This window comes from uncultured Comamonas sp., from assembly GCF_964277875.1.
GTDB classification, from domain to species: domain Bacteria; phylum Pseudomonadota; class Gammaproteobacteria; order Burkholderiales; family Burkholderiaceae_C; genus Comamonas; species Comamonas sediminis.
The window spans coordinates 1-14,690 of sequence record NZ_CAXYJV010000042.1 but is presented as its reverse complement, the minus strand read 5'-3'; the positions used below and the strand labels follow the sequence as shown (position 1 = coordinate 14,690).

The window sequence follows — 14,690 nt, the reverse complement described above, 5'->3', positions numbered from 1 at the left end:
GGCTGCTGGCGCAGGCGCCCAGGCTCAAGCTGATCGCCAGGGTCACGGCACTCAGTGCGGGAAGCCTCCAGCGGGCGTTCTGGGATGAATGGGTCATCGATTGGGATGGCATCAGTAGCACCTCGTGTCAAAAGCCGCTATCTTAGAAACTGTGTGCGGGCCGCGCATTGGTGAACACACCTATGGTTTTTTGCAAGCCCATAGACTCCAAGATTGACGCCCAGGCGACGATTCGCCGACACAAAGACACAGACATATCTAGGGCTATGTTGGCCGCCGGCCAAGGGGGTTGCCAGCGCCGCTAGACTTGCCGGATCGGGGTTGTTACCACTGTCAATATCAACAGGTTCTGGCGTTGCGCAAGCCGCAGCAGTCAGGCCGCAGGCCTGCGCGGTGTGCCTGCCTGTTGCGCACGGCACAGGCACGGCCGCAGGCCCATTGCAGGAGAAGAGTGCATGTTTTCGTTTTTCGAGCGGCGGGTGCCGCCCTATCCCAGCGCCGAGCCCCAGGTTCCGCCCAAGGGGTTTTTTGTTTTCATGTGGGCCTGTACACAGGGCATGCGTGGCTGGATCGGCCTGCTCACGGTCACATCGGCGCTGCTGGCCGTCTATGAAGCGATGCTGTTTGCGGTGATGGGCCATGTGGTCGACTGGCTGGCGACGATGTCGCCCAACAACTTCTGGACCGAGCAGGGCGGCACCGTGCTGGGCATTGTCGGCGTGCTGCTGGGCAGTGTGCTGCTGCTGGCGCTGCACACGCAGGTGATGCACCAGGTGCTGGCCATCAACTTTCCGATGCGGCTGCGCTGGGTCTTCCACCGGCTGATGCTGGGCCAGAGCATGTCCTTCTACGCCGACGAGTTTGCCGGCCGCATTACGACCAAGATCATGCAGACGGCGCTGTCCGTGCGCGAAGTGGTGTTCATGATTGTCGATGTGCTGGTCGGCGTGAGCGTCTACATGATCGGTATCCTGGTCCTCGCAGCCAGCTTTGAATGGCGGCTGATGATTCCGTTTCTGCTGTGGCTGCTGGCGTATATCGGCGCCTGCTTCTTCTTTGTGCCGCGCCTGGGCAAGATCGGCAAGGCCCAGGCCGATGCGCGCTCGATGATGACCGGCCGCGTGACCGACGCCTATACGAATATCGCCACCGTCAAGCTGTTCGCCCATACCAAGCGCGAGGCCGAGTACGCCCGCAGCGCGATGGAAGCCTTCAAGCAGACCGGCCATGCGCAGATGCGCCTGGTGAGCCTGTTCGAGATCACCAACCACCTGATGATCACCCTGCTGCTGCTGGGTGCCTCGGGCACCGCGCTGTACCTGTGGCTCAATGGCCAGGCCAGCGCCGGCGTGGTGGCCGCCGTGATCGCGATGGCACTGCGCCTGATGGGCTATTCGCACTGGGTGATGTGGCAGATGACGGGGCTGTTTGAAAACGTCGGCACCATCCAGGACGGCATCAACACCCTGACCAAGCCGCGCAGCATCGTCGATGCCAGCGACGCCAAGCCGCTGGTGGTGCAGCAAGGCCGCATCGAGTTCGACAACGTCAGCTTTGCCTACAAGGATGCCGGACGCCCGGTCATCGACCAGCTGAACCTGACCATCAACCCCGGCGAGCGCATCGGCCTCATTGGCCGCTCGGGCGCCGGCAAGTCGACCTTGGTCAACCTGCTGCTGCGCTTCCACGATCTGGCCGGTGGCCAGATCCGCATCGATGGGCAGGACATCGCCAAGGTCACGCAGGACAGCCTGCGCAGCAATATCGGCATGGTGACGCAGGACACCTCGCTGCTGCACCGCTCGATGCGCGACAACATCCTGTATGGCCGCCCCGATGCCAGCGAAGAAGACATGCGCCGCGCCACCGAGCGGGCCGAGGCCTCGGACTTCATCAGCACCCTGAGCGACCGCTTTGGCCGCACCGGCTACGACGCCCAGGTGGGTGAGCGCGGCGTCAAGCTCTCGGGCGGCCAGCGCCAGCGCGTGGCCATTGCCCGCGTGATGCTGAAGGACGCGCCCATCCTGCTGCTGGACGAGGCTACCAGCGCGTTGGACAGCGAGGTCGAAGCCGCCATCCAGGAAAGCCTGGACAGCCTCATGCATGGCAAGACCGTCATCGCCATCGCGCACCGCCTGTCCACCATCGCCGCGATGGACCGCTTGATCGTCATGGACAAGGGCCAGATCATCGAGCAGGGCAGCCACCAGCAACTGCTGGCCCAAGGCGGCATCTATGCCAAGCTCTGGGCCCACCAGAGTGGCGGCTTCCTGGCCGAGCCGGTCGATGGACCTTTGTAGGCAACACCATGACCATCGAGCTGAAAAAGGACGTGCACGACCGTGCCGTCCAATCCATCGAACGCTACTTCGAGCAGACCCAGGGCGAGCGCATCGGCAACATGACGGCCTCGGCCCTGCTCGGCTTCTTCCTGCAGGAAATCGGGCCCAGCCTCTACAACCAGGGCGTGGCCGATGCCCAGGCCCGTATGCACGAGCGCCTGCAGGAGCTCGACTACGAGGTGCATGAGGACGAGTTTGGCTATTGGAAAAGCCCCGCAACGCCCAAACGGGGACTGCGGGGCTGAGCGGCCTGCCAGCACCCGCCTGCGCGGACAGCGCCGCCCGCTACCGCTGCGCTGAAGGGCAGGCGCGGTGGCAAGGCGCTCAGGGTTTGAGCAGCACCTTGCCTTTGCGGCCGGGCTGCAGGCTGGCCGCTGCGGCCTGGGCCGCATCGGCCAGGTCATAGATGGCTTCGGTCGGCAGCTTGAGCTCCCCGCCCAGGATGCGCTGCATCAGCTCTCCCAGCAGGCGCCGCTTGTCCTGCGCGGACATGGCCTCGCTCACCTTGCTGCCCCAAAAGCCTTTGACGGTGGCCTGTTTGAATATCATCGCGCCCGAGTCGATCTGCATCGGCTCGCCCGCCATGGTGCCGAATGACACCAGGGTGCCGCCCTCGCCCAACAATGCCAGCAGCGCGGCGCTGGCCGCTCCGCCGATCGAATCAACGGCCGCATGGGCGCCGCCCGGACCCAGCAGAGCGCTGGCGCTTTGCTGCCAGCCGTCCTGTGCGGTCGACAGCACATGGGCGATCCCCAGATCGCTCAGCTCCTGCACACCCGCGTCGCGGCGCACCAGGTTGAGCACATGCACACCGCGTGCGCTCGCCAGCATCGCCAGTGTCTTGCCGACCGCGCCGTTGGCCGTGTTCTGGGCAATCCACTGCCCCGGCGCGACCTGCAGGAACTCCAGCAGCATCAGCGCGCTGAGCGGCATCGCAATGAGCTGTGCCGCCACGTCGTCGGGGATGGCGTCAGGCACCGGCACCAGCTGGCGTGCGGGTGCCAGAAAGTACTCCGCCCAGGTGCCGTGAACCCCGGCGACGGCCACGCGCTGTCCCACGGTGACGCCCTCGACGTCCGGCCCCAGCGCCTCGACCATGCCGACCGCCTCACTGCCGCCAATCGCCGGCAACTCGGGCTTGTAGCCATAGCGGCCCCGGATGGTCCACAGGTCATGGTTATGGATAGGCGCCAGCAAGGTCTGGATGCGGACTTCGCCAGCAGCCGGCTCGGGCTTGGGCAGGCTGCCCAGGCTCAGCACGTCGGAAGGCTCGCCAAAGGTGGTATGCATCGCACTGCGCATGGTGTGTCCTTTCAAGCCAGTTGGGTGAGCAAGGCCTCGGCCACCGCTTCGCTGCTCGCAGGGTTCTGGCCGGTGACCAAGGGCCCGTCCACCTCCACATGCACCTGCCAATCGGCGCCTTTGCGGTAATCGCCGCCCAAGCCTTTGAACGCATCTTCCAGAAGAAAAGGCACCACAGCCGTCAAGCCGACCGCCTCTTCTTCGCTGTTGCTAAAGCCGGTCACGCGCCGGCCCGCCACCAGCGGTTGTCCACCGGCGGTCTTGACCTTGATGAGTGCACCCGGGGCATGGCAGACCAGACCCAGTGGCTTGCCTGCACGCGCAAAGGATTCCAGCAGCGCGATGGAGTGCGCATCCTGGGCCAGATCCCACAGCGGGCCATGGCCGCCAGGGTAGAAGACGGCATCGAAGTCATCGGGCTGGATCTGTGCCAGTGGCACGGTCTTGGCCAGCGCCGCCTGGGCCTGCGGATCCTTGCGGAAGCGCTCGGTGGCAGGCGTCTGGGCATCGGGCTCGTCACTCTTGGGGTCCAGAGGCGGCTGTCCGCCCAGCGGAGATGCCAGCGTGATCTGGGCACCCGCGTCCTGGAAGACGTAATAGGGCGCGGCAAATTCTTCGAGCCAGAAGCCCGTCTTGCGGCCCGTGTCGCCAAGACGGTCGTGCGAGGTCAGTACAAACAGAACTTTCATGGAGAACTCCTTGGAGGTTAATGCGCAGGGGTGGAGGAGGATGCAGAGGCCGCCGCCTCGCAGCGCAGCAGGTGCACGGTCGCAAGCCGCGCCTGTTGCAGTGACGATCGGTCCTGGCTCAGCTTGGCAAGCAAGGCTGCGCCCAGCCACATCTGGTACAGCACATGCGCCAGGCCCAGCGACGGCGCACCAGCGGGCAAGGAGCCATCGGCCCTTGCCTCGTCAATCCATGCGGCAATCCGGGCCAGCAGGCGCTGCACCCCGGTGTCCAGCACGAGCCGCATGTCTTCGGACAGATCGGCCACCTCGGCTGCCAGCTTGACGACCAGGCATTCCTCGGCCCAGCCGCAGCCGGCATCGCCGGGTGCTTCGATCCAGGCATCCCAGTAGCGCATCAGGCGTTCATAGCCCGTGCCATCTGCGGCCTGCAGCCCGTCGACCTTGCGGCCATAGCCATCGACATACTGCTGGAGCAGCGCGCAGCCAAAAGCCTCTTTCGACGGGAAGTAGTGGTAGAACGAACCCTTGGGAACGTTGCAGGTCTTCAGGATTTCCAGCAAGCCCAGGGCAGCAAAGCCTTTGCGCAGCACGAGCTGGTGACCGGTATCGAGGATGTGCTGGCGGGTCGCTTCCGCCTTCTTGGTCAGGGTCATGTGCTGCATTGTAGTCAAAAATAGACCAGTCGTCTATTTTTTGTGAATCTAGACCTGCCAAAAGGCGGCAGCAGATGCAGCCACACGGGCCACAGCTCCCCCCACCAAGGCGCCACCGGCACCCGGCCCGCCCTACGCATCCAGCCGATCCGCGCCAGCGCCCGCCCCAGATGCTGCGGCATGTCTTAAGCTTGCAGTCTTGCCTTAGCGCGCCAGCCCCACAGAAAGCCTGCCCGATGACCGATCTCTCTTCGATGCCCGACCCCGAGGCAGCCGTACAGCGGCTGGCGCAGTTCTATCAGCAGCTCGCGCCTTCCGATCTCGACCGGCTGGGCGACTACTATGCGGCGGATGCCTTCTTCAAGGATCCATTCAACGCGGTGCGCGGCGTGCCCGCCATTACCGCCATCTTTGTGCATATGTTTGCGGCCTTGCAGGAGCCGCGCTTTGTCATCACACGCACACTGGCGCGGGACCGCAGCGCAGCGCTGGAATGGGAATTCCACTTTCGCTTCCAGCGCTGGCGCCCCCAAGTGGCGCAGTGCATAAGAGGTGTGTCGTGGCTGAGCCTGGATGCCCAGGGGCGCGTCTCACACCACCGCGATTACTGGGATACCGCCGAAGAGGTGTATGAGAAATTGCCTGCACTGGGCGTGCTGATGCGCTGGCTGCGCCGCAGTGGCTCGGCGCCAGCGGCCAACGCGGGCGATCCGCCGAGCGGCGCGTGACCGGTGCGCGGCGTGCCGTGCCGAGTGCGATGCGGACGGCAGCGCCGCAGACGCGCCCGCCTCAGCGCAGGCCAGGTGCAGCGGCCGCGCCCGTCAGGCCGTCAAAGGTGGTCCCGGTCACCCAGTCAATGATCTGGTCATGGGTGTACTGGCCCGACTCGTTGAGCAGGCCCAGCACCGGATCGCAGGCACGCGCAAACAAGGTATAGAGCACCAGCTCGGCAGGCAAGGCCGCTGGCAGTTGGCCGCCGGTCTGCGCCTCGGTGATCCAGATGCTGAGCCGGTTGCTCAGCGCAATGAGGCGGTCCATGTAGGCATCGTTGGATTGCAGCGACGCGCTGAGGTTGGAGTTTTGCGCCGGCAGCGAGGGCATTTGCCCTTCCAGCTGGGTGCGCATGGCCCAGCGCACCACCGCTTTCAACTGCTCCAGTGCCCCAATGGGCTGGCCAGACTCCGCCGCCTCGTCGGCCGCAGTGCGCAAGCCATCGACAAAGGCCAACGCGCGGTCCAGCACCCCGACCATCGCCGCGCCGGCCAATTCCTCCTTCGACGTGAACAGCTTGTAGAGACTGGCCTTGGCCATGCCCGCTTCCGCCGCCACCTCGTCGACGGTCATCGCGTCGTAGCCCTTGGTCGCGAGCAGCCGGTTGACCGCCGTCACGATGGCCTCTTCACGCACACGCTGTATTTGTTCCTTGATGGCAGACCGAGCATTCATGCCGCCATTTTATGACGTCGAAGGTCAGGAAGAAAACTAAATGGTGCAAATTTGATATTTGTGGTTTATAGTGTGAACTCATCAGTTCAACAATTGATCTTTGAGATTCAAACGTTTGGCTGTTGTATCTATGAGGGGCCTTTCATGCAACGCATCGCTGTCATCGGATCGGGCATCTCTGGGCTGGCCGCCGCCGCCCACCTGGCCCGCTCGCAGACATCGCACCGGGTCTGCCTGCTGGAGGGCGGCAGCCATTTCGGCGGCCATGCCAACACGGTGGACCTGCGCCTGAACGGCATCACGCACGGCGTGGACACCGGCTTTCTGGTGTTCAACCACCGCACCTACCCCTTGCTGACCCAGCTCTTCCAAGACCTGGATGTCGATACGGTCGCCTCGGAGATGTCGTTCTCCGTCCAGGTGCCCGGTGCCAACGGGGCATCCGCGCTGGAGTGGAGCGGCCGGTCCCTGGCCAGCGTGTTTGCCCAAAAACGCAACCTGCTGCGCCCGCGTTTCTGGGGCATGCTGCAGGACATCGCCCGCTTCAACCGCCTGACCACCGGGATCGCCGAGCGCCAGGCCGAGGCAGAGATGACCGCACCGATCGCTGCATTCCTGGACCAGCACCGCTTCTCTGAGGCGTTCCGCAGCGACTACCTGCTGCCGATGCTGGGCTGCATCTGGTCCTGCCCGACGGACCAGATGCTGCGCTTCCCCGTCGCCACGATGATCCGCTTCTGCCACAACCACGGCCTGATCCAGGTACGGGACCGGCCGCAGTGGTACAGCGTGCGCGCAGGCTCGCGCCAGTATGTGCGCCGCCTGCTGGCCCGCTTGACGCAGGATGGCCGCCACGAGGCGCGGCTGAACACGCCGGTGCTCGGCCTGCAGCGCCACCCACAGGGCGTCATGGTGCAGATGGCCCAGGGCGCCGAATGGTTTGATGCCGTGGTTCTGGCCTGCCACAGCGACCAGGCCTTGCAGCTGCTGGGCGACGGCGCGACCACCGCTGAACGCGCGGTGCTCGGCAGCATCCGCTACCAGCCCAACGAGGCGGTCCTGCATACCGACAGCAGCGTGCTGCCCCAGCGCCGGGCAGCCTGGGCCGCATGGAACTACGAGCGCGCAGCCGCCTCCAGCGCGGAGCAGGCGGGCGTCTGCCTGCACTACCTGATCAACCAGCTCCAGCCCCTGCCTTGGCAGCAGCCGGTGCTGGTATCGCTCAACCCGGCGCGCCCGATTGCCGCAGACCAGGTACATGCCCGCATCCAGTACAGCCACCCGGTGTTTGACCAGGCGGCCATCCTGGCCCAGCGCCAGCTGCCCCAGCTGCAGGGCCAGCTGAGCACCTGGTATTGCGGTGCCTGGTGCGGCTATGGCTTCCACGAGGACGGACTGCGGTCCGGCCTGGCGGCCGCTGAGAGCCTGTGCCAGTCGCTGGCCGGCGCAGCGCCAGCCGTGCAAGCACCTATGCTGGAGGAGGCCGCATGAGCAACCGCTCGCTGATCGGCTTTGGCCACGTCTGGCACCAGCGCTTGCGCCCGGTGGTGCATGCCTTCCGCTACCCCGGGTACTTCTTGCTGCTGCCTTTGCGCAGCTTGCGCGACCAGCCCGATGCGGTGCTGCGCCGCAACCGGCGCGCGGCGATCAGCTTTCATGACTGCGACCATGGCGACGGCAGTGCGGACTGCCTGGCCTGGTTTGACCAGCTGCTGCAGCAGGAAGGCATCGGGGACGCGGTCGGCGAGGTCTGGCTGCACACCTTCCCGCGTGTGCTGGGCTATGCGTTCAAACCCGTCAGCTTCTGGTATGCGCACCGCGCCGATGGCTCGCTGGCCGCAGTGCTGGCCGAGGTCAACAACACCTTTGGCGAACGCCATGCCTACCTGCTGGCCGGGCCCGATCTGGCCTGGGGAACAGAACAGGTCGCGGCCAAGTGCTTCCATGTGTCGCCGTTTTGCAATGTGCAGGGCGAGTACCGCTTCCGCTTTGTGCGCAGCGACAGCCGCAACCTGGTGCAGGTCGATCTGCATGACGAGGCCGGGCCGCTGCTGCGCACCGGCGTCGCAGGCACGCTGCAGCCGTTGACCCGCGCCACCGTGCGGCGCGCATTCTGGGGCATGCCCTTGATGACCTGGGGCGTCGTGTTCCGCATCCACTGGCAGGCGCTGCGCCTTTGGTGCAAACGCCTGCCTTTCCACCGCAAACCCTCCGAGCCCAAGAGCCTCGTCACACGATGAACTCCACCACTGCACCCCTGCCGAGCCCGTCCGCCCCAGCCGGACGCTCCACCCCCCGCAGCGCGCGCCAGGTGCTGCAGCTGCTGGAACATCTGCCCTGCGGCCAGCTGGACCTGCAACTGCCCGATGGGCGGGTGCGGCACTTCCGCCAGCAGGCCACAGCCCAGGCCGATGCACGCTGCGTCATCCACGACTGGGATGCGCTGGACCGCGTTCAGCGCTCGGGCGACATCGGATGGGCCGAAGGCTATATCGACGGCCAATGGGACAGTCCGGACCTCAGCGCGTTGCTGCGCCTGTGCATCGCCAACCGTGATCACCTGGAGCAGCTGGTGTACGGCAGCTGGTGGGGGCGGCTGGGCTTTCGGCTGCGCCACCTGCTGCGCCGCAATACGCGAGCGGGCAGTGCCAGAAACATCCATGCCCACTATGACCTGGGCAATGACTTCTACCGCCTGTTTCTCGATCCGGGCATGAGCTACAGCGCAGCCTGGTTTGTCGGGCGCGACGCCCCGGCACGGGCCCAGGCCGACCTGGGCCAGGCCCAGGATGCCAAGATGCGGCAGGCGCTGCGGCAAACCGGACTGCAGCCGGGCCAGCGCCTGCTGGAGATCGGGTGTGGATGGGGCGGCCTGGCGCAGATGGCAGCCGAGGCATTTGGTGCGCAGGTCACCGGGGTAACGCTGTCGCGCGAACAGCTGCTGTGGGGACGGCAGCGCATCGCCGATGCGGGACTGGCGCATCAGGTCGATCTGCGCTACCAGGATTACCGCGACCTGGCGGCCGAGTACCAGGCGCAGCCCTTTGATGCCATCGTGTCCATCGAGATGTTTGAAGCCGTGGGGCATGAATACTGGGGCAGCTACTTCCAGACGCTGCGCCAGTGCCTCAAGCCCGGCGGCCGGGCCTGCGTGCAGTCGATCACCTTGCGCAACGACCTGTTTGCACGTTACCTGCACTCGACCGACTTCATCCAGCAGTACATCTTTCCCGGGGGGCTGCTGCCCAGCACCGAAGCCTTTGAGCAGGAGGCGCTGCGGGCCGGACTGGTCGTGGAACACAAGCTGCATTTTGGCAGCGACTATGCCGAGACGCTGAGGCGCTGGCGCGACGCTTTCGAGCGCCAGCTCGATGCCGTCCGGGACCAGGGCTTTGACGAGCGTTTCATCCGTATCTGGCGCTTCTACCTCGCCTACTGCGAGGCATCGTTCGACATGGGCAATACCGATGTGGTCCAGTTCACGTTGCGCAGGCCCGACAATGCCTGACCTGCGCCGACGCCAAACCCTGTGCTGGGGCGCCAGCCTTGTTGCTCTTTCCACCACTGCCATGACCCACGACCTCCTCGCTGCCACACCTGCCATCCCTGCCGAGCTGGGCACCGCCTTGCCCGGCGCGCGCCTGGTCGGCACCGGTGTGCTGCGGTTTTTTGGACTGCGGGTCTACGAGGCGCGGCTGTGGGCGCCTGCCGGCTTCAACCCGCAGGACTACACACGCCAGCCTTTTGCGCTGGAGCTGGTCTACGACCGCAAGCTCGAGGGTGAGGCCATTGCGGAGCGCTCCATTGCCGAGATGCGCCGGGTGGCGCCCTTCTCGGAGGACCAGGCCCGCCAGTGGCTGCGCATGATGAAGCAGGCCTTTCCCGATGTGGCGGCGCAGGACCGCCTGCTGGGCCTGAACGACGGCACAGGCAAGGTCGTCTTCCTGCACAACGGGCGCGAGACCGCCGCCATTGACGATGCGCTGTACGCGCGCCTGTTCTTTGGCATCTGGCTGTCGGAGCAAACCAGCGCACCGGCACTGCGCGCTGCGCTGCTGGGCCAGGGCTGAGGACGGTCCGCGATGCATGCCATCCCTGTTCAGCAAGCGCTCTCCTGGCGCACGGGGCTGGCCTATGGTGCGCTGGCTGCACCGCTGGCCTTTGTATCGCTGCCGTTGTATGTGACCCTGCCCCACTACTACGCGGCCGAGGCCGGTGCGCCACTGGCCGGCTTGGGGGCCGTGCTGCTCGCCACCCGGGCCTTCGATGCACTGCTGGACCCGGCGCTGGGCCGCCTGGCAGACCGCCTGCTGCAGCGCGGGCAAGGTGCCGCCTGGCTGGCGGCGGCACTGGGCAGTCTGGCCATGGCCCTGGGTTTTTTTGCACTGTGGCACCCGCCCGCCAGCCACCCGGTCCAGATGCTGGGCTGGCTCGCCGCCTGCCTGTTGCTGAGCACCTTGGCCTACAGCGCGGTTGCCATCCTGCACCAGACCTGGGGCACCCGCTGGGGCGGCCAGGCAGCCTGGCGCACCCAGGTGACTGCCTGGCGCGAGGGCGCCACGTTGGTGGGCGTACTCACGGCCAGCGTCTTGCCCAGCCTGCTGGGCATGGATGCCACCAGTGCGGTGCTGCTGGCCGCGCTGGGCCTGGGTTTGCTGGGCTTGTCCCGGCTGCGCGATCCGCGCGCGGGCGATGCAGATGCGGTGGCACGGGCCGCACCGCGCGGTGGCCTGCCCCAGGCCTCGCCGTGGCGCGATGCCGCCTTTCGCCGGCTGCTGTCGGTCTTCATGCTCAACGGCATTGCGGCGGCCATACCGGCCACGCTCTTGCCCTTCTTTGTCGTGGACCGGCTCCAGGCGCCCGAGCTGCTGCCGCTGTTTTTGCTGTGCTACTTCGCCGCTGCCGCACTCGGCCTGCCGCTGTGGGTGAAAGCCGTTGCCCGCTGGGGCCAGGCGCCCAGCTGGCGCGCCGGCATGCTGGCCAGCGTCATTGCCTTTTTCTCGGCGTCCCTGCTGGGCGCGGGGGATGCCTGGGCCTTTGCCGCCATCTGCATCGCCAGCGGCCTGGCGCTGGGCGCAGACCTGGCGGTGCCTGGTGCGCTGCTGACCGGTGTGATCCACGAATCTGGCCATGGGGGATCCGGCGACGGGCGCTACCTGGGCTGGTGGGCCTGCGCCACCAAGCTCAACCTGGCTCTCGCCGCCGGGTTGTGCCTGCCGCTGCTCGCCATTGCGGGCTACCACAGCGGCAGCACCGCCCCCGCCGGTCTGCAGGCGCTGGCCTGGGCCTATGGCGGTCTGCCCTGCCTGCTCAAGTTGTTGGCCCTGGCCTCACTCTGGCGCGCTGAACGCCTGCAACCCTCCTGGAGGTAACGATGACATCCCCACCCTGCACCCACCGGTTCCTGACCCTGCGGCGCGCCGGAATCGGCCTGGCCTTGGTCGGCACGATCGCTGTGCTGAGCGCCTGCGCCAGCCCCCCGGTCGAAGAATATGCCCAGGAGCGCCCGGCGCTGGACCTGCGCCAGTACTTCAACGGCCCGCTCACGGCACATGGCATGTTCACCGACCGCCAGGGCAAGGTGGTCAAGCGCTTTACCGTGCACATGACCGGCAGGTGGATGGGCAATGACGGCGTGCTGGAAGAGCACTTTGTCTACAGCGATGGCACGAGGCAGGAGCGCACCTGGCACATCCAGTATCTGGGTGAAGGCCGCTATAGCGGCCAGGCAGGGGATGTGGTCGGCCCGGCCACGGGCCAGGCTGCCGGCAACGCGCTGCACTGGAACTACGTGCTGGCCTTGCCGGTGAACGGAAGGGTCTGGAACGTACGGATGGACGACTGGATGTACCTGATGGACGAGCGCACGATGCTCAACCGCACCGCGATGAGCAAGTTCGGCATCCACCTGGGCGATCTGACCATTGCATTCACCAAGGAGCCGGGATAATGCCGCTGCTGCAAGCCAGGCTCAATCTGCCGATGCCCGACTGGCAAGGCCGATCCGCTTGGGTGATTGGTGCCTCCACCGGCATTGGCCGGGCCACGGCGGAGGCGCTGCATGCACGAGGTGCGCGCGTTGTCGTATCGGCCCGGGACGGCGCAGCGCTGCAGGACTTTGCCAGCAGCCGCCCTGGCTGCCTGGCACTGGCGCTGGATGTGAGCCAGCCAAGCACAGTGGCCGCAGCCGCGCAAGCCGTGCATACCGCCCTGGGTGCTGCGCCCGACCTGGTGCTGTACTGTGCGGGCTATTACCGGCCACTGCGCGCCACCGCATTCGACCTCGAAGAGATGCAGAAACACCTGGCGGTCAACTATGTCGGTGTGCTCCATGTGCTGGACGCCGTGCTTCCGATGCTGTTGCAGGCGGGGCAAGGCCATATTGCGCTGGTCGGCAGCGTTGCCGGCTACCGGGGGCTGCCGATGTCGCTGGCCTATGGCCCCACCAAGGCGGCGCTCAACAACCTGGCAGAAAACCTCTATCTGGATCTGCACCCTATAGGGCTGGGCGTGTCCATCATCAATCCCGGCTTTGTCGAGACCCCGCTGACCGCCCAGAACAGCTTCCGGATGCCGGCACTGATCAGCCCCGCCGAAGCGGCGCAGCACATCCTGCAAGGCTGGGCGCGCGGACAGTTCGAGATGAACTTCCCCCGCCGCTTTACCCGCTGGATGCGCCTGCTGCGCTGCCTGCCCGACCGCTGGTACTTTGCCAGCGTGCGGCGGATTACCAAGGCTTGATGCGGGGGCTGGGACGACAGCAGCACGGCATGCGCGCCCATTGCCGGTAGCCCCGCAGTGGGCCAGTCTTGCAGCAGACCTGTTCATCCACTTCTCCCGTTTGGCCCTGCCCTAGACACAAAAGGAAATCTACGATGCCTTTCTCCACATGCGCGCTCATCCGCGCCACGGCCATGGCGCTGGTCATCACCGGCACTGCCGTCGCGCTGCCCGGTTGCGCCGTTTCCGTTCCCCCAGGTGTTCAGCCGGTCAGCAACTTTGACGCCAGCAAATACATGGGCACCTGGTATGAGCTGGCACGCATTGACCACCGCTTTGAAAAGGGCCTGACCCAGGTGACTGCCACCTACAGCCTGAATAGCGATGGCAGCGTGACCGTGCTGAACCGCGGCTATGACGCTGCCACACAGCAGTGGAGGGAGGCCCAAGGCAAGGCACGCTTCCTGCGCCAGGCCGATGAGGCTGCGTTGAAGGTCTCGTTCTTCGGCCCTTTCTACGGCGGCTACAACGTGGTCAGTCTCGACGACCAATACCAAACTGCCTTGGTGATCGGCTGCAGCCTGGACTATATGTGGATTCTGTCTCGCAACAAGACGATTCCGGAGAGCCAGCGCCAAGCGCTGCTGGAGAAAGCACACGCTTTGGGGGTGGATCTGGATCAGGTCATAAGGGTGGAGCAGTAGCTGTGCAGAGATGGATCACATTGGAAGCCGCGTCTAAGTCTACGCAAGCACCAAATGCCCAATTTCCGCGTTGGCTGGGCGAATTTTGATTTCAATGTCGTAACCCAGCCGCGTCAGGCAGTCCATCAATTTGCGCTCGGACAGATTGCTGAAATCGCCGCGCATCATGTCTGAGACTTTGGGCTGGGTAATGCCCATCCGTTTGGCCGCCTCTTGCTGCGTCAATCCCCGGCTTTTCATAGCTTTCCGGATTTCGATCACTAAGCCAGTCTTGATCTTGAGCTTTTCGGCATCGGCTAAGCCAAGGTCGGCAAACACATTGCCGGAACTACGTTGCACTTCAACGCCGTCAACAAGCTGGGTTTTCATTTCCGCAAATCCTTGATATACGCCTCGGCAATTTTCAACCTGGCGTTAATGATGTCCATGTCTTCCTTTGGCGTAGCAATGCCGCGTTTGCTTTTCTTCTGAAAGCAGTGAAGGACAAACACTGCCTCGGCAAACTTGACGGTGTACACGGCTCGGTAGGTGCCGCCCACATCGTTCTCCACCACTTCCAGCACACCCGCACCGCTGAAGAACCTGTTCAAGGTCTCTACGCAGCCGCGTTGGAGTGCAATCGGGATGAGTTCGAAGGGATGAAGCGCAGCTTGCACCGGGGTGCAAGCAAGGGCCAGCGCGCAGAAATCGCCCGATTTCACTCCAACCCGTAGGGACAGTGGTTTTGCGGGCGATTTCTGCGCGCTGGCCCTTGCTTGCACCCAGGTGCAAGCTGCGGACCAGCCCTTCGAACTCATCCCGATTGCACTCCAACGCGGCTGCGTAGAGATCGTG

The 14,690-nt window shown here is 65.2% G+C and carries 16 protein-coding genes and 1 pseudogene; 11 read left to right on the top strand and 6 right to left on the bottom strand.

Annotation, left to right across the window (positions count from 1 at the left end; translation table 11 throughout):
• Positions 1-455: 455 nt before the first annotated feature.
• Positions 456-2,300, top strand: coding sequence for an ABC transporter ATP-binding protein (locus tag ACHWUQ_RS17035; protein WP_394681850.1), 1,845 nt, complete (start codon positions 456-458; stop codon positions 2,298-2,300).
• Positions 2,301-2,308: 8 nt separating this feature from the next.
• Positions 2,309-2,587 carry a DUF2164 domain-containing protein gene (locus ACHWUQ_RS17030; RefSeq protein ID WP_239809530.1) on the top strand — a complete coding sequence of 93 codons (279 nt, stop codon included), beginning with the start codon at positions 2,309-2,311 and terminating at the stop codon, positions 2,585-2,587.
• A 79-nt stretch (positions 2,588-2,666) separates the two neighbouring features.
• On the opposite strand, the gene ACHWUQ_RS17025 is transcribed toward ACHWUQ_RS17030, so the two are convergent.
• From ACHWUQ_RS17025 to ACHWUQ_RS17015, 3 genes are read right to left on the bottom strand one after another with little or no spacing between them, the layout of a single operon-like run.
• The gene (locus tag ACHWUQ_RS17025) at positions 2,667-3,644 is read right to left on the bottom strand and encodes a zinc-binding dehydrogenase (RefSeq protein ID WP_394681849.1); all 978 of its coding nucleotides are present in this window, start codon (positions 3,642-3,644) and stop codon (positions 2,667-2,669) included.
• An 11-nt stretch (positions 3,645-3,655) separates the two neighbouring features.
• The gene (locus ACHWUQ_RS17020; RefSeq protein WP_312463161.1) at positions 3,656-4,333 is read right to left on the bottom strand and encodes a type 1 glutamine amidotransferase domain-containing protein; all 678 of its coding nucleotides are present in this window, start codon (positions 4,331-4,333) and stop codon (positions 3,656-3,658) included.
• A gap of 17 nt (positions 4,334-4,350) precedes the next feature.
• Positions 4,351-4,986 (bottom strand): TetR/AcrR family transcriptional regulator, encoded by a 636-nt coding sequence (locus ACHWUQ_RS17015; protein ID WP_394681848.1) that lies wholly within the window; start codon positions 4,984-4,986, stop codon positions 4,351-4,353.
• A gap of 236 nt (positions 4,987-5,222) precedes the next feature.
• On the opposite strand from ACHWUQ_RS17015, the gene ACHWUQ_RS17010 reads away from it, so the two are divergent.
• Positions 5,223-5,714, top strand: coding sequence for a nuclear transport factor 2 family protein (locus ACHWUQ_RS17010; RefSeq protein WP_394681847.1), 492 nt, complete (start codon positions 5,223-5,225; stop codon positions 5,712-5,714).
• A 61-nt stretch (positions 5,715-5,775) separates the two neighbouring features.
• Here ACHWUQ_RS17010 and ACHWUQ_RS17005 read toward each other — a convergent pair whose 3' ends face one another.
• Complete coding sequence (locus ACHWUQ_RS17005; protein WP_394681846.1) at positions 5,776-6,432, bottom strand: TetR/AcrR family transcriptional regulator; 657 nt, start codon at positions 6,430-6,432, stop codon at positions 5,776-5,778.
• 144 nt (positions 6,433-6,576) lie between these two features.
• Between ACHWUQ_RS17005 and ACHWUQ_RS17000 the strand changes: the two genes are divergently transcribed.
• From ACHWUQ_RS17000 to ACHWUQ_RS16965, 8 genes are all read left to right on the top strand, one after another.
• Positions 6,577-7,923 (top strand): NAD(P)/FAD-dependent oxidoreductase, encoded by a 1,347-nt coding sequence (locus ACHWUQ_RS17000; RefSeq protein WP_394681845.1) that lies wholly within the window; start codon positions 6,577-6,579, stop codon positions 7,921-7,923.
• Positions 7,920-8,672, top strand: a complete 753-nt coding sequence (locus ACHWUQ_RS16995) for a DUF1365 domain-containing protein (protein WP_312530390.1) — start codon at positions 7,920-7,922, stop codon at positions 8,670-8,672. The genes ACHWUQ_RS17000 and ACHWUQ_RS16995 overlap by 4 nt, the downstream gene beginning before the upstream one ends.
• Positions 8,669-9,940, top strand: a complete 1,272-nt coding sequence (locus tag ACHWUQ_RS16990) for a class I SAM-dependent methyltransferase (protein ID WP_394681844.1) — start codon at positions 8,669-8,671, stop codon at positions 9,938-9,940. The genes ACHWUQ_RS16995 and ACHWUQ_RS16990 overlap by 4 nt, the downstream gene beginning before the upstream one ends.
• Positions 9,933-10,502, top strand: coding sequence for a chalcone isomerase family protein (locus tag ACHWUQ_RS16985; RefSeq protein WP_394681843.1), 570 nt, complete (start codon positions 9,933-9,935; stop codon positions 10,500-10,502). Before ACHWUQ_RS16990 ends, ACHWUQ_RS16985 begins: the two co-directional genes overlap by 8 nt.
• A gap of 12 nt (positions 10,503-10,514) precedes the next feature.
• Positions 10,515-11,804: an MFS transporter gene (locus ACHWUQ_RS16980; protein WP_394681842.1), complete on the top strand. Its 1,290-nt coding sequence runs from the start codon at positions 10,515-10,517 to the stop codon at positions 11,802-11,804.
• Positions 11,805-11,806: 2 nt separating this feature from the next.
• The gene (locus ACHWUQ_RS16975; protein WP_394681841.1) at positions 11,807-12,382 is read left to right on the top strand and encodes a DUF3833 domain-containing protein; all 576 of its coding nucleotides are present in this window, start codon (positions 11,807-11,809) and stop codon (positions 12,380-12,382) included.
• On the top strand, positions 12,382-13,173 hold the full coding sequence (locus ACHWUQ_RS16970) for an SDR family NAD(P)-dependent oxidoreductase (protein WP_394681840.1): 792 nt from the start codon (positions 12,382-12,384) through the stop codon (positions 13,171-13,173). The genes ACHWUQ_RS16975 and ACHWUQ_RS16970 overlap by 1 nt, the downstream gene beginning before the upstream one ends.
• Positions 13,174-13,307: 134 nt before the next feature.
• The gene (locus ACHWUQ_RS16965) at positions 13,308-13,856 is read left to right on the top strand and encodes a lipocalin family protein (RefSeq protein WP_394681839.1); all 549 of its coding nucleotides are present in this window, start codon (positions 13,308-13,310) and stop codon (positions 13,854-13,856) included.
• 39 nt (positions 13,857-13,895) lie between these two features.
• Here the strand turns inward: ACHWUQ_RS16965 and ACHWUQ_RS16960 are convergent, their stop codons facing one another.
• Both ACHWUQ_RS16960 and ACHWUQ_RS16955 read right to left on the bottom strand, forming a co-directional pair.
• Positions 13,896-14,225, bottom strand: a complete 330-nt coding sequence (locus ACHWUQ_RS16960; RefSeq protein ID WP_312836536.1) for a helix-turn-helix transcriptional regulator — start codon at positions 14,223-14,225, stop codon at positions 13,896-13,898.
• A pseudogene (locus ACHWUQ_RS16955) lies at positions 14,222-14,434 on the bottom strand (type II toxin-antitoxin system RelE/ParE family toxin); the annotation flags it as partial. The pseudogene ACHWUQ_RS16955 and the gene ACHWUQ_RS16960, both read right to left, overlap by 4 nt.
• Between the last annotated feature and the right edge of the window lie 256 nt (positions 14,435-14,690).

What these genes read in the sequence shown, in the direction of transcription:
- ACHWUQ_RS17020 (WP_312463161.1), bottom strand. Translation starts at nt 4,333, where the DNA reads ATGAAAGTTCTGTTTGTACTGACCTCGCACGACCGTCTTGGCGACACG.
- ACHWUQ_RS16970 (WP_394681840.1), top strand. Translation starts at nt 12,382, where the DNA reads ATGCCGCTGCTGCAAGCCAGGCTCAATCTGCCGATGCCCGACTGGCAA.
- ACHWUQ_RS17030 (WP_239809530.1), top strand. Translation starts at nt 2,309, where the DNA reads ATGACCATCGAGCTGAAAAAGGACGTGCACGACCGTGCCGTCCAATCC.
- ACHWUQ_RS16975 (WP_394681841.1), top strand. Translation starts at nt 11,807, where the DNA reads ATGACATCCCCACCCTGCACCCACCGGTTCCTGACCCTGCGGCGCGCC.
- ACHWUQ_RS17010 (WP_394681847.1), top strand. Translation starts at nt 5,223, where the DNA reads ATGACCGATCTCTCTTCGATGCCCGACCCCGAGGCAGCCGTACAGCGG.
- ACHWUQ_RS16985 (WP_394681843.1), top strand. Translation starts at nt 9,933, where the DNA reads ATGCCTGACCTGCGCCGACGCCAAACCCTGTGCTGGGGCGCCAGCCTT.
- ACHWUQ_RS16990 (WP_394681844.1), top strand. Translation starts at nt 8,669, where the DNA reads ATGAACTCCACCACTGCACCCCTGCCGAGCCCGTCCGCCCCAGCCGGA.
- ACHWUQ_RS16995 (WP_312530390.1), top strand. Translation starts at nt 7,920, where the DNA reads ATGAGCAACCGCTCGCTGATCGGCTTTGGCCACGTCTGGCACCAGCGC.
- ACHWUQ_RS16980 (WP_394681842.1), top strand. Translation starts at nt 10,515, where the DNA reads ATGCATGCCATCCCTGTTCAGCAAGCGCTCTCCTGGCGCACGGGGCTG.
- ACHWUQ_RS17035 (WP_394681850.1), top strand. Translation starts at nt 456, where the DNA reads ATGTTTTCGTTTTTCGAGCGGCGGGTGCCGCCCTATCCCAGCGCCGAG.
- ACHWUQ_RS16960 (WP_312836536.1), bottom strand. Translation starts at nt 14,225, where the DNA reads ATGAAAACCCAGCTTGTTGACGGCGTTGAAGTGCAACGTAGTTCCGGC.
- ACHWUQ_RS17005 (WP_394681846.1), bottom strand. Translation starts at nt 6,432, where the DNA reads ATGAATGCTCGGTCTGCCATCAAGGAACAAATACAGCGTGTGCGTGAA.
- ACHWUQ_RS17025 (WP_394681849.1), bottom strand. Translation starts at nt 3,644, where the DNA reads ATGCGCAGTGCGATGCATACCACCTTTGGCGAGCCTTCCGACGTGCTG.
- ACHWUQ_RS17000 (WP_394681845.1), top strand. Translation starts at nt 6,577, where the DNA reads ATGCAACGCATCGCTGTCATCGGATCGGGCATCTCTGGGCTGGCCGCC.
- ACHWUQ_RS16965 (WP_394681839.1), top strand. Translation starts at nt 13,308, where the DNA reads ATGCCTTTCTCCACATGCGCGCTCATCCGCGCCACGGCCATGGCGCTG.
- ACHWUQ_RS17015 (WP_394681848.1), bottom strand. Translation starts at nt 4,986, where the DNA reads ATGACCCTGACCAAGAAGGCGGAAGCGACCCGCCAGCACATCCTCGAT.